The sequence below is a fragment of the Streptomyces jeddahensis genome, from assembly GCF_001642995.1.
Classification (GTDB): domain Bacteria; phylum Actinomycetota; class Actinomycetes; order Streptomycetales; family Streptomycetaceae; genus Streptomyces; species Streptomyces jeddahensis.
In genome coordinates this window covers 15,341-28,080 of sequence record NZ_LOHS01000061.1, presented here as the reverse complement: position 1 = coordinate 28,080, position 12,740 = coordinate 15,341, and the positions used below count along the sequence as shown (strand labels likewise).

General features: G+C 71.9%; 9 protein-coding genes and 2 pseudogenes. 9 read left to right on the top strand and 2 right to left on the bottom strand.

Going from position 1 to position 12,740, the window contains the following annotated elements; translation table 11 throughout:
- The first annotated feature begins 261 nt into the window (after positions 1–261).
- The 9 genes and pseudogenes from STSP_RS09960 to STSP_RS09925 all read left to right on the top strand — a co-directional run bounded on the left by STSP_RS09960 (position 262) and on the right by STSP_RS09925 (position 10,541).
- Complete coding sequence (locus STSP_RS09960) at positions 262–1,089, top strand: alpha/beta fold hydrolase (protein WP_067274915.1); 828 nt, start codon at positions 262–264, stop codon at positions 1,087–1,089.
- On the top strand, positions 1,082–1,720 hold the full coding sequence (locus STSP_RS09955; RefSeq protein WP_067274913.1) for a hypothetical protein: 639 nt from the start codon (positions 1,082–1,084) through the stop codon (positions 1,718–1,720). Before STSP_RS09960 ends, STSP_RS09955 begins: the two co-directional genes overlap by 8 nt.
- A gap of 190 nt (positions 1,721–1,910) precedes the next feature.
- Positions 1,911–2,606: an N-acyl homoserine lactonase family protein gene (locus tag STSP_RS09950; protein ID WP_067274911.1), complete on the top strand. Its 696-nt coding sequence runs from the start codon at positions 1,911–1,913 to the stop codon at positions 2,604–2,606.
- Positions 2,607–3,298: 692 nt separating this feature from the next.
- A complete protein-coding gene (locus tag STSP_RS09945) occupies positions 3,299–5,431 on the top strand; it encodes a SpoIIE family protein phosphatase (protein ID WP_067274908.1) in 2,133 nt (710 codons plus the stop codon).
- 159 nt (positions 5,432–5,590) lie between these two features.
- Positions 5,591–5,917: pseudogene (locus STSP_RS39550) on the top strand (molybdopterin cofactor-binding domain-containing protein); the annotation flags it as partial.
- Positions 5,918–5,992: 75 nt separating this feature from the next.
- A pseudogene (locus STSP_RS39545) lies at positions 5,993–6,103 on the top strand (short-chain dehydrogenase); the annotation flags it as partial.
- 23 nt (positions 6,104–6,126) lie between these two features.
- Positions 6,127–7,008: a fructosamine kinase family protein gene (locus tag STSP_RS09935; RefSeq protein ID WP_067274903.1), complete on the top strand. Its 882-nt coding sequence runs from the start codon at positions 6,127–6,129 to the stop codon at positions 7,006–7,008.
- A gap of 182 nt (positions 7,009–7,190) precedes the next feature.
- The gene (locus STSP_RS09930; RefSeq protein WP_078067034.1) at positions 7,191–8,282 is read left to right on the top strand and encodes a LacI family DNA-binding transcriptional regulator; all 1,092 of its coding nucleotides are present in this window, start codon (positions 7,191–7,193) and stop codon (positions 8,280–8,282) included.
- 114 nt (positions 8,283–8,396) lie between these two features.
- Positions 8,397–10,541 (top strand): beta-galactosidase, encoded by a 2,145-nt coding sequence (locus tag STSP_RS09925; RefSeq protein ID WP_067274898.1) that lies wholly within the window; start codon positions 8,397–8,399, stop codon positions 10,539–10,541.
- 48 nt (positions 10,542–10,589) lie between these two features.
- Here the strand turns inward: STSP_RS09925 and sbnB are convergent, their stop codons facing one another.
- Together sbnB and STSP_RS09915 are read right to left on the bottom strand one after the other, a co-directional pair.
- Positions 10,590–11,642, bottom strand: a complete 1,053-nt coding sequence (sbnB, locus tag STSP_RS09920) for a 2,3-diaminopropionate biosynthesis protein SbnB (protein WP_067275200.1) — start codon at positions 11,640–11,642, stop codon at positions 10,590–10,592.
- A 32-nt stretch (positions 11,643–11,674) separates the two neighbouring features.
- Positions 11,675–12,712 (bottom strand): TauD/TfdA family dioxygenase, encoded by a 1,038-nt coding sequence (locus STSP_RS09915; protein WP_067274895.1) that lies wholly within the window; start codon positions 12,710–12,712, stop codon positions 11,675–11,677.
- Positions 12,713–12,740 lie beyond the last annotated feature (28 nt).

The window sequence follows — 12,740 nt, the reverse complement described above, 5'->3', positions numbered from 1 at the left end:
CTCCAAGTAATGCTTGTCGCTCTTTCGTCTACCCCGACAAAAGGTACGTAATCGGTTGACAGGCCTTACCGCGGGGACGGTCTCTCTGGGAGCCCGTTGGAGCGGCGAGAGGAGGCTGCCTCCGTACGCTCGCCCGGGGCCTCTGCACGCCCTCGACCCGGCGCCCCGGGCCGGCGCCCGCGGCGCCGCGGCTCGAGCAGCCGCCCCGGGGTGCCGGAATTCGCTGGAGCCCTAGCCGATCATGGCACTAGGGTGCCGGGGATGAGTCGCATAGCCCTGCACGGCGTCACGATCCACTACGACGACTTGGGCCCGTCGGACGGGCCGCCCGTCGTCCTGATCCACGGGCATCCGTTCAACCGCAGCCTGTGGGCACCGCAGGCCACGGCGCTCGGTGCGGCCGGATACCGCCTGATCACGCCGGACCTGCGCGGTTACGGCGACAGCGGCGTCACGCCCGGCACGGTGTTCCTCTCCGACTTCGCGGACGACATCGCCGCGCTCCTGGGCCACCTGGGCGTGGAGCGGGCCGTGGTGGGCGGCGTGTCCATGGGCGGCCAGATCGCCATGGAGTTCCAGCGCCGGCATCCGCAGCGGGTACGGGCCCTCGTCCTGTCCGACACGTCGGCGCCCGCCGAGACCGCTGAGGGCAAGGAGTTCCGCAACCGCCTGGCCGACCGGCTGCTCGCCGAGGGCATGGACGGCTACGCGAGCGAGGTCATCGACAAGATGATCGCCGCGTACAACGTCGCCGCCATGCCGGGTGTGGCCGCACACGTCCTGGGCATGATGCGCGCCACCGACCCTCGGGGCGCCGCCGCCGCTCTGCGCGGACGCGCCGAACGGCCCGACTACCGGGACACGCTGGCCGCTGTCGAGGCACCGGTCCTGATCGTGGTCGGCGCGGACGACGTGTACACCCCGGTCGCCGCCGCCGAGGACATCCGCCGTCTCGTACCGCACGCGACCCTGGCCGTCATCGAACAGGCAGGGCATCTTCCGGGAGCCGAACAGCCCGAGCGCTTCAACGCCGTGCTGCTGGACTTCCTCACCTCGCACGTGCCCCACCGAGCGACCGACCGTGCCTGAGCCGCATCCGCTGCTGGCCCACTTCACCGCCGCCGCCGACGGCCGCTTCCCGCCGGTCGACGGAGGTGTGACGGTCCTGCCGCCCCTGCCGGGCGGTCTGGAGTGTTCCGTCGCCTTCACGGGGCACGCCTTCGTCGCCACCGCGCTGAGCGCCCGGGAGGTGGGCGGTGGGGAGCCGGACGGCTTCGGCGCTTCCCTGGCCCCCGATTTCCTGCGCCGCCTTGCTGGCCCCGGCGGCCGGATCGGCGTCATCGACGCCACCCTCACCGCCCGCGGAACGGGCGGCACCCCGCGCCTGGCGGTGCTGACCGGCGCGGACGACCACCCGCGCGTCCGCCACGCCCGCGAGGTGCGCACGCGCGTCCGCGTCTACGGCGACGAGCGCGGCCTGGTCACCTTGGCCGACGGACTCGCAGGGCGGCGTGAGGTGAGCATCGAACTCCACGCTCCCCAGGACGGCGCCCGGGGCCGGGGACGCGGTCTGCTCGCCGACGCCCTCACCCTCGTTCCCGAAGGTGAACCGGTCTTCGCCGCGGTCTCCCCGGGCAACGCCCGCTCCCTGCGTGCCTTCCTCGCCTGCGGCTTCACCCCGATCGGCAGCGAGGTGCTGCTCAGGCCGGACCGGGGTTAGCCCAGGCCGGAGCAGCGGAAGCCCCTCGAACCCGTCGTGTCAGGGGCACGTGGTACCGGGTACTCCGATCGGCGCGCTGACGAGAAGGCATGTGTTCCGCTGTCGGCGGACCGGCCGGCGGGCACGTCGGGGCGGTTCCGCTGTCGGCGGACCGGCCGGCGGGCACGTCGGGGCCTGCCAGGATGGCGGCATGGGGAAGAACAGGGCGGTGCGGCGACTCGACCTGGGGTACTTCATCCGGCCTGCGTCGGAAACGGGCGGCCCGCAACCGCGGGTTGAGCCCGTGCTCGCCTATCTGGTGCGACACGACCAGGGGCTGATCCTCTTCGACACCGGCATCGGCAGCGCGGACCCGGAGACCGAGGCGCATTACCGGCCGCGACGCCGCGCGCTGCAGGACGCCCTGTCGGCGGCCGGAGTCACCCTGGACGACATCTCCCTGGTGGTGAACTGCCACCTGCACTTCGACCACTGCGGCGGCAATCCCCTCCTGGGCGGCAAGCCCATCCTGGTCCAGGACGTCGAGCTGACCACCGCCCGCCGCGGCGACTACACCATCGACGAACTCGTCGACTTCCCCGGCGCGGCCTACGAAGAGCTCGACGGTGAGACGGAGGTCTGGCCCGGCGCGTGGATCATTCCGACGCCCGGGCACACCCCGGGACATCAGTCGCTCGTTCTCCGCCAAGGCGACGGCACCGTCGTCCTCGCCGGCCAGGCACACGACTTCGCTTCGCAGTTCGCGTCGGACCAGTTGGCCCGCCAGGCCGCCCTGCACGGCGCGGAACAGCCGCTTCCCACCTACCACCCCTGGCTGGAGCGGCTCGCCGACTTCGATCCCCGTCGTGTGCTGTTCGCGCACGACTGCTCGGTCTGGGAACCGTGAGGCAGGAAACCGCCAGGACCGGCGCGGTGCCGCTCCTGGCGGCCGCCTCGGCGATCCGCGCTCGCCATCACGTACAGGAACCCAACGGGCCGGACACCGCCCGCAGCAAGGCAGCGCCCGATCCTGATCCGCCGTCAGGAGACAGCGGCGGTGGTCTTTGTCCGAGGCTTCCGGTGGCAGCCGGATCTCCAGATGCCAGTCGGCGTGCACGGCCGCGACGCGGAGGTTCATCAGGGCGGCACCGCAGCCGATGTGGAGGGCGCGGCCGTGGGGGTCGGTTGCGGTACGCCGCGGCGGATGTGCCGGCACCGCGCCTCCCCTCCGGAGCCTTCAGGCCCCCTGGGCGAGTCCGTCTCCGGCTGGCTGCACCTCCAGGCTGCCACCGCCGCTCGTCCCTGGGGAAGCCGAGGTCCTACGGCTGCTGGTCGAGGTCAGCCCGAGAACTTCCGTGATCGTGGTCAGGCCATACGGCATTCCGTACGTCACGTCTGCACCAATATGGGTGCTTGATTGCGTTATGGGTAGTAAGGCCCTGAATGCAGAGCGAATGCAGACCGAATGTAGAGCGAATGCAGACCTTCCCCACTACACCGGGGCGGCCGCCGGGCGCAGACACGTGTGGAGATCCCCGCCCGCCGCCAGAGCAGGCGCCGCCACCGGCGGGAGGTGCCCGCCGCCAGGGAGGTGAGAGCGTGCAGGACCCTGTCGGCTTCGACGCTGCCACGGGCTCCCGCACGGAGCTGCTGGCTCCCGCTGTGGCCCAGATCGCACGGGAGAGCGATGCCCACGTGGTGGCGGTGTACCTGCTGCCGCCGGGCGAGCAGGTGGTGCGACTGGCGATGCTAATCGGGGCGCCGCAGGAGTTCGTCGTGCACTGGGCGCGGGTGGCGCTGGCGGCCCCGGTTCCGGTGGCGGACGCCGTGCGCGAGCAACGCCTGGTGTGGGTCGGCAGCCGGGAGGAGATGGCGCGCCGCTATCCGCGGCCCGCGCTCGTGCTCCCGTACGACTTCACGGTGGCCGCCGCACCGATCACCACCGGCACCACCGCCTGGGGTGCACTCCTGCTGCTGTGGCCCGGCTCGCACCCGCCCCAGCTGACGCCGCACGAGCGCGACATGATCATGGCAGCCTGCCACCGCCTGGGGCTGCTGCTGCAGCAGACCGCAGACGACGGTCACCCGGTGCTACCCGATCCGGAGCCACGGATCCTGTCTCCGCGCCGCGCCCGCGTCCCGGGACCGGCAGAGGCGGCGGCCGCGTTCGACTTCGCCGAGCGCCTGCCCTGGGGCTGCTGCGCCCTGGACCTGGAGGGCCGGTTCAGCTACGTATCCGCCACCGCCGCCGACCTGCTCGGCGCCGGCGTCCCTGACCTGCTGGGCGCGGTGCCCCGGCAGGCACTGCCGTGGCTGGACGACCCGGTCGTGGAAGACCGCTACCGGGCCGCGGTGCTCAGCCACCAGCCCACCTCCTTCACGGCCCTGCGCCCGCCTGACCGGTGGCTTTCCTTTCAGCTCTACCCGGACGCCTCCGGGATGAGTGTCCGCATCACCCCCGCCGCCTCGGCCCACGCCGCGGACGCCCCGGAACTGCGGCATCCCGCATACCCCGCCGCACCGGGCCGGGCAACCGCGCTCTACCACCTGATGCACCTGGCCGCCACGCTCACCGAGGCCGTCGGGGTGCAGGACGTGGTCGAGCGGGTCGCCGACCAGGTCATGCCCGCCTTCGCTGCCCAGGCCCTCGCCTTGATGACCGCGGAGGAGGGCCGGCTGCGGATCATCGGCCACCGCGGCTACACCGCCGAGCTCATGGACCGCTTCGACGCCGCCCCCTTGACGTCGGACACCCCTGCCGTGCACGTCCTGACCACCGGCATCCCGAGCTTCTTCGCCACCTTCGCCGAGCTGAAGCGCGCGTATCCCCCAGCCGTCCTGCAGGACGACATGGGCGCCTGGGCCTTCCTGCCGCTGATCACCTCCGGCCACCCGGTCGGCTCCCTGGTCCTCGCCTACGAGCGGCCCCATCCCTTCCCTCCGGATGAACGCGCAGTCCTCACCTCGCTGGCCGGACTGATCGCCCAGGCCGTGGACCGGGCCCGCCTCTACGACACCAAGCAGGCGCTCGCCCACAGCCTGCAGGCCGGTCTGCTGCCGCGGCGGCTGCCCTCCGTCCCCGGCCTGGAGGTGGCCGCCCGCTACCTTCCCGCCACCCGCGGCGTAAACGTCGGCGGCGACTTCTACGACCTCATCCGCCTCGACACCGACATCGTCGCCGCCGCCATCGGCGACGTCCAGGGCCACAACATGAACGCAGCCGCCCTCATGGGACAGGTCCGCACCGCCGTCCACGCCACCGCCGGCGCGGCTCCCGGCGACGTACTCGCCCGTACCAACCGCCTTCTCACCGACCTCGACCCCGGGCTCTTCACCAGCTGTCTCTACGTCCACCTCGACCTGGGCCACCACGCCGCATGCCTGGCCAGCGCCGGGCACCCGCCACCGCTCCTGCGCCACCCCGACGGGCACACCGACGTCCTCGACGTGCCGCCCGGTCTCCTGCTCGGCATCGACTCCGCCGCCGACTACCCGGCCACCGAGGTCCCCCTGCCGCCCGGCTCCGTGCTCGCCCTGTACACCGACGGCCTCGTCGAGAGCGCCGGCATCGACATCGAGGACGCCACGCAGGACCTCGCCGACCAGCTCGCCCATGCCGAACTGCGCACCATGGACGCTCTGGCCGACGCCCTCATCCACCACGCCCACCGAAGCGGACCTCGCGGCGACGACGTCGCCCTGCTCCTCATCCACCCGCAGTCCTCGCCGTGACGCGCCGTCAGGAGTCACGGCCGACCGCGCTGCACGCCGTCCATGCCCCACCGCGTCGGGACCGAACGCTCGTAGTGGTCATGTGGAGCTTTCATAGGCGCCGGCCGCCGTCCTGACGTCGACACCGTCCTGGCGAAGCTCAAGACCGCAGCGCTGCCGATGGCCGTACCGCCGCTGCTGAGCAAGACGATCGATGCCGAGTTCACCTTCGCGTTCGCCAGCAACAGTCCGCTGGAGCCCGACAACGCGATCGGCGACGTCCGCTCGGACCGCGCCGAGACCTGGGCGAGCCTCAAGTCGCCCATCGTGGCCCAGCAGGAGATCGCCGCGGCGCTCGGGCCGTCGCAGGATGCCCTGACGGTGCATGTGGTGCCGGGCGGCGGTTCGTTCGGGCGCCATCTCTTCCACGACGTGGCCGCGGAGGCCGCCGAGATCTCGCAGAAGATCGGCAAGCCGGTGAAGCTGTCGTGGTCCCGCACCGACAGCTTTCGGACGCGAGACGCACCTCGGATGCGTGCGGCCCTGTCGGCATGGTACGGACGGAGGGGCGACAGCAGGCACGACAACAGCGTGATCGGCGCAGCGGAGGTGACCGTCGACATGATGCGGCAGGTGCTCGACACGAACGTCTTCGGCGTGGTGCGCGTCACCGACGCGTTCCTGCCGCTGCTCTGGGTGCCTGAGGACCCGGGCGTATGACCCACCGCCCGGGGCACGGTCACGGTGAGGGCCCGGGTGCCGCGGCCGCACGGCTCACTGGGCGCCCGGTGGGCGGTGCGCGCCGGCTGTCCGGAACCCTCGCCGAAGTCGCCCTCGACGGCGGGCAGATGGTGATGGTCAAGCGCGGCGACGACCCCCGTGCGGTGCAGGCGGAGGCTGCGGGGCTGCGCTGGCTGGGCGACGCCGCCGCAGTCCGCGTCCCGGCCGTGCACGGCCACGACAGGCGCTGGCTGGTGACCGACCGGGTCCTGACCGGCCGGCCGAGCGGTGAGGCAGCGGTCCGGTTCGGCCGCGAACTGGCCGCCCTGCACGCCGCCCGCGCACCCGCGTTCGGTGCCCCGCCGCCCGGCGGCCCGAAGGACGCGTACATCGGGCTCGCCCCCATGCGCAACATCCCCGGCACCGACTGGCCGCGCTGGTACGCCGAGCACCGGGTGCTGCCCTATCTGCGCCAGGCGGTCGACGATGGCACCATCCGCCACGCCGAAGCAGCCGTGGTCGAGCGCTTCGTGGAGCGGCTGCCCGAGCTGTCGGGGCCCGCCGAGCCGCCGGCCCGGCTGCACGGTGACCTCTGGAACGGCAACGTACTGTGGGGCGCCGACGGACACGTCTGGCTGATCGATCCGGCCGCGCACGGCGGACACCGCGAGACCGACCTGGCGATGCTGCACCTCTTCGGCTGCCCCCACCTCGACGAGGTGCTGGACGGCTACCAGCACGCAGCACCGCTCGCCGACGGCTGGGCAGACCGCATCGGGCTGCACCAGCTGTTCCCGCTGCTGGTGCACGCCGTGCTGTTCGGCCGCAGCTACGCCGAACAGGCACTCGGGGTGGCCCGGGCGGCCTTGACGGGGTGACCTCGCACCACCCCACCATCAGCCTGACCGGATGGCCGAGCCGTCCCGTCCCGTGGCGCACGGCCGGGGAGAGTCTTGACGGGGACCGTCTGACTGCGTAGACATGACTGCGTAATCAGACAGGTGCCGACGGACGAGATCCTGTCGGAATCGGGCAGGCTGCGGCGCCATCAGGGGGCACCATGACGCGACCGGCGGGACGGGGCGGGCGCTCGGCTGCGCCGCGCAGCGTGGACGTGGCGCGTCTGGCGGGCGTCTCGCAGAAGACGGTGTCGAGGGTCTTCAACGACGAGCCGTACGTCTCCGCCGAGGTCCGCCGACGCGTTCTCGAGGCCGCCGGGGAACTCGGCTACCGACGGAACAACGCGGCCCGGGCCCTGGCCTCGGGACGGACGCGTTCCATCGGTGTGGTGACGCTCGGGACGGCCTTGTACGGGCCCGCCTCGCTGCTCATGGGCATCGAGCGGGCCGTCCGGGACATGGGCTATACCCTCCGCGTGGTCAACACGGTGGAGGGCGAACCGGCGGGCATCGCCGGTGCCGTGGACTCGCTCCTCGATCAGGGTGTGGACGGCATCGTCATCTCCGAGCCGATCGACGAGGGGGGAGACGAGGGAGAGGTCTCCGCCCGCGTCGACGTACCGGTCCTGGTCCTCTCTGCGCCACCCCCCTTCACCGCGCCCCGGGTGCTGACCGCAGGCGGCTGCGCCGACGTGATGGCGCGGGCGGCGACCGAGCATCTTCTGGATCTCGAGCACCTGACGGTCCATCACCTCGCCGGGCCGCAACCGTGGTACGCGGCGAGGGATCGTCTCGACGGCTGGCGGGCGGCGCTGGCGGGGCGCGGCAGGCCGGAACCGCCGGTCGTCGCGGGCGACTGGTCGGCCGCGTCCGGGTACGCGGCGGGCCGCGAACTGGCTTCCGACCCGGACGTGACGGCGGTGTTCGCCGCGAACGACGACATGGCCATCGGTCTGATCCGCGCGCTCACGGAGGCCGGACTGCGCGTGCCGGAGGACGTCAGCGTCGTCGGTTTCGACGACACTCCGGTCGCCGCTTATGTGACTCCTCCCCTGACCACGGTGCGTCAGCCGTTCGACGCCGTGGCACAGGACGGCCTCAAGCGCCTTGTACACGCCATCGAGAACCCGCAGGCAGACCCGCTGGTGGCGAGCGACCCCTCGGTCGACCTCGTCGTCCGCGCTTCGACCGCGCCCCCGCCTCCCCGTACGACCCGGGGACACGGGCGGCGTACGGCCTCCCCGTCCGCGTAACAGACCGGTTCGCAACAGACCGTTTCCCGAACTCGACGGGCGCACCGCCGGCAGTGACGCACCTGTACCCGCTCCCGCTCCCCGTACCACCACTCGACCTCCCGGAGGTATCCCATGGCGGTTCTGCCCGCCCGCGTCCTCTTCGGCGCCGCCTACTATCACGAGTACCAGCCGTATGAACGGCCCGACGAACGGCTCAAGACCGACCTCGACCTGATGGCCGACGCGCACTTCAGCGTCATCCGGGTCGGCGAGTCGGTCTGGTCGACCTGGGAGCCGGAGAACGGCCGGTTCGATCTCGACTGGCTGCAGCCGGTGCTCGACGGCGCCCACGAACGCGGTATCGCGGTCGTCCTGGGGACGCCGACGTACGCCGTTCCGCCGTGGCTGGCGCGCCAGTACCCCGAGATCACGGGCGAGTACGCCACGGGACAGCGCTTCGGTTGGGGCGCCCGTCAGGAGGTCGACTTCACCCATCCCGCGTTCCGGTTCCACGCCGAGCGGGTCATCCGCAAGATCGTCGCCCGGTACGCCCACCACCCGGCGGTCATCGGGTTCCAGGTGGACAACGAGCCAGGCGTGCACCTGCTGCACAACCACGGTGTCTTCCAGCGCTTCGTGGACCACCTGCGGGCCGAGTACGGGGACGTCGAGACCCTCAACCGCGCGTGGGGCCTGGTCTACTGGTCGCACCGCCTCTCGACGTGGGCCGACCTGTGGACGCCCGACGGCAACGTCCAGCCGCAGTACGACGTCGCCTGGCGGGAGTTCCAGGCACGCCAGGTGAACGAGTTCATCGGCTGGCAGGCCGGCATCGTCCGCGAGTACGCCCGGCCCGAGCAGTTCGTCACCACGTGCATCTCCTACACCCGCCAGGCGGTGGAGGACGACGAGCTCACCGACCGGCTCGACATCGCCTCGGGCAACCCGTACTACGACATGCAGGGCGGCCTCCTGCTCCCCGACCCCACGCCCGACGACCACGAGCAGAACTGGAAGACCACCGGCGTCTGGGCGCTGTACCAGACCGCGGACTGGATGTTCTCATCGCGGCAGGAGCCGTTCCTGGTCACCGAGACGAATGCCGGCTCCATCGGCACCCCGTGGGACAACCGCCCTGCCTACGACGGCCAGTGGCGACAGGCCGCCTGGGCGCTCGTCGCGCGCGGGGCGCGGATGATCGAGTACTGGCACTGGCACACGCTGCACTTCGGCGCGGAGACCTACTGGGGCGGGGTCCTTCCGCACACCGGTCGGCCGGGCCGTACGTATGCGGAACTGGCCCGCCTGGGAGCCGAGTTCGAGGCTGCAGGCACGTTCGTTGCCGGGATCGAACCGGACGCCGACATCACGATGGTCTACTCGACGCCGAGCAAGTGGCTCATGCAGAAGTACCCGCCGCTGCCGGAGGCCGGCGGCGGCCCGGACGCCACCGCCTACCACCGGTTCTTCGACCCCTTCTACCGCGGCGCTTTCGACGCGGGCCGCCAGGTGCGGATCGTCCACGCCCGGCAGCTGCACGACCCGCGGGGTGAGCGTGAGGGGATGACGCCGGAGGCGGCCGCGCTGCGTCACCCGGTCCTCGTCGTCCCCGCCCTGTACCTCGCTGCCGACTCGACGGTCGACTGGCTCGCGGCCTACGCGCACGCGGGCGGCCACCTGGTCGTCGGCCCGCGCACGGCCTATGCCGACCACGAGGCGCGGGCCCGGCACGAGCCCGCCCCCGGACGTCTCGTCGAGGCCGCGGGTGTCGGGTACGACGAGTTCAGCAATCTCGTGCATGAAATCCCGGTCCGTGCCGCGCCCGGCGGCCCGTTCCCGTTGCGGGAGGACGCGACGGCGACGCGCTGGGCCGACGGCCTCACCGTCACCGACGCCGACGTGCTCGTCGAGTACGACCACCCGCACTTCGGCCGCTGGCCGGCGGTCACGACCCGCCGCCACGGCGACGGGCGCGTCACGTACGTCGGCACGGTGCCCGGCCGCTCCCTCGCCCAGGCGCTGGCCGCATGGCTGGCGCCCTCGGCGAGAAGCGGCTGGCGGAACCTTCCGGCGTCCGTCACGGCGACGACCGGGACGTCCCCCGACGGACGCCGCGTGCACGTCGTACACAACTGGAGCTGGGAGCCCACCCGCGTCGAGGCGCCGGTGGGCCTGTCCGACGCGCTGGGCGGCACTTCGGTGCCCGCAGGCACCGTCCTGGATCTCGGCGCGTGGGACGTGCGGGTGTTCGTCTCCGGCAGCCCCGACTTCTCGTAGGGGACGGATGATCCTGCGCCCGCGGGAAAGGGTCCTGCCTCGGGCCGCTCATCCATAGCGGCGCGTCTCGTGGAAGAAGTCGTCGACGACGTGCAGTTGTCCGGCGCGGGTCACCTCGTCGTACACGTGCTTGCCGACAGCGAGGTCGAGCACTCCCAGTCCGAAGGGTGAGAACACCACCGGCCGGTCTTCCGGGAGTTCCACGCGGCCGGTCATGACGTCGTGGAGCGTTCCGGTCAGGAAGTCCCGGTTGCCGGTGAGCTGTTCGGCGAGGTGTGGTGAGGTGTCGGCCTTGAGGCAGTGGTCGACGTCGTCGACGATGTTCGCCGAGGCGAGGACGATCTCCGGGGCGAGGTCGCGCAGCGACACGTACAGCACCAGGGGGTTGTGGTCGAACCACGCCGGGTCGGTGACGTGCGGCCGGCCTGCGACGGTGGCGAAGACGACCAGGTCGCTGGCGCGGATCAGCTGCTCGGGACTGTCGTGCACGGTGATCCGCCCCGTGGGGGTCTGCTGCAGGTAGGTACGGAAGCCGGCTGCGCTGTCGGCGGACACGTCGTGTACGCCGGTCTGCTCGAAGGACCAGCCTGTCGCGGACAGGAAGGTGTGGATGTAACGGGCGATCAGTCCTGTACCGAAGAATCCGATGCGCGTGGGGCGCCCGCGGTGGCGGGTGAGCCGGTCGGCCGCCGATGCGGCCATCGCGGCCGTTCTGCTGGCGCTGATGATGGAGCTTTCCAGGCAGGCGAACGGGTAGCCGGTGTCGTGGTCGTTGAGGATGAGGACGGCCGACGCGCGCGGGACGCCGGCGGTCACGTTGGCGGGGAAGCTGGAGATCCACTTCATGCCGTCCACCCGCACCTGACCGCCGATCGACGCGGGCAGCGCGATGATGCGCGCCGTCGGGCGGTCGGGGAAACGCAGGAAGTACGACGGCGGGTTGACCGAGTCCCCGGCGGCGTGCAGGCGGTAGGTGGCCTCGACCAGGTTCACGATCTGCTGTTCCTGGCCCTGCAGGGTCTGCTGGACCTGGGCGCCGGGGATCACCGCGAACGGTGGCACGGTGATCTGCGGTGGGGTGGTCGTCGTCTGCTGTGGCATTGCGGACTCCAGGACGTTCGGGCGGGACGTGGTCATCGGGTGTTCTCCTCGAGGGTCGACGGGCTGGTGGCCGGGTGCAGCGGCTCTGCCAGGGCGACGACGACGTCGCGCGGTGGCTCGAAGGGCTCTCGGCTGTGTGCCGTGCGGACGTTGTCGACGAGCATCAGGTCGCCGGCCTGCCACGGCTCGCGGACGGTGTGGCTCTCGTACACCGTGTTGATGAGCTGGACGACGTCCTCGCCGATCGGGTCGCCGTTGCCGAAACGGGTGTTGAAGGGCAGCCCCTCGGGGCCGTAGACGTCGATGAGGTATTCGCGGACCTCCGGGGCCATCGTCCACTCGTTGAGGAACGCGATCTGGTTGAACCAGCAGCGCCGGCCGGTGACCGGATGGCGCACCACGGCGGGGCGGCGCTGGCGGGTGCGCAGGCCCCCGCCGGGCTGCCAGCGGAACTCGATCGTGTTGGCGCGGCAGTATTCCTCGACGGCGGCCTTGTCGTCGGTGCCGAACGCCTCGGACCAGGACGCCCCGATCTCGTCGTTGTACGTCCGCGTGAGCAGCCAGCCCTCCTCTTCGAACCGCTGGACCAGTGCGGACGGCAGCGAGTCGAGGACGGCGGTGGCGTCGGCGAGGGCCGTGGCTCCGCCGGTTGCGGGCGGGGTCAGGCAGGCCAGCAGCAGGAGACCTGGCGGCGCGTGGGTGTAGCTGAGTTCGTGGTGCATGCACATGGGCTGGTTGGCCGGCCAGGCCGTGGACGAGTAGACGCCCGGCGCGTGGGTGTGGCGGGGTGCGAAGGATTCCCTCTCGGTCATCAGGCGGGGGGCCAGGTGGTGGAAGACGGCGCCGGCCTGGCCGGTGTCGCGCAGGCCGAGGCCGCGGACGAGGAGCGCGCCGTGTTCGGTGACGAGGTTGCGGAGCGCCCGGCGGTGTTCGGCCGCCCAGCCGGGCGCGTCCTCGGAGGCGTGGGCGGGGGTGTGCAGGATGGGGGGCTTGCCGGGATGCAGGTCCACGTCCATCGCGGGTGCGGGCGCGCCGGCGGGCGTGGGGGTGGCGGAGGTGGGGAGGGACATCGTCTTCGTCCTTTCGGTGGTGCTGGCT

Excerpts from the sequence above, each read along its gene's own strand:
- STSP_RS09960 (WP_067274915.1), top strand. The coding sequence starts at position 262 with ATGAGTCGCATAGCCCTGCACGGCGTCACGATCCACTACGACGACTTG.
- STSP_RS09950 (WP_067274911.1), top strand. The coding sequence starts at position 1,911 with ATGGGGAAGAACAGGGCGGTGCGGCGACTCGACCTGGGGTACTTCATC.
- STSP_RS09935 (WP_067274903.1), top strand. The coding sequence starts at position 6,127 with ATGACCCACCGCCCGGGGCACGGTCACGGTGAGGGCCCGGGTGCCGCG.
- STSP_RS09930 (WP_078067034.1), top strand. The coding sequence starts at position 7,191 with ATGACGCGACCGGCGGGACGGGGCGGGCGCTCGGCTGCGCCGCGCAGC.
- STSP_RS09925 (WP_067274898.1), top strand. The coding sequence starts at position 8,397 with ATGGCGGTTCTGCCCGCCCGCGTCCTCTTCGGCGCCGCCTACTATCAC.
- sbnB (WP_067275200.1), bottom strand. The coding sequence starts at position 11,642 with ATGCCACAGCAGACGACGACCACCCCACCGCAGATCACCGTGCCACCG.
- STSP_RS09915 (WP_067274895.1), bottom strand. The coding sequence starts at position 12,712 with ATGTCCCTCCCCACCTCCGCCACCCCCACGCCCGCCGGCGCGCCCGCA.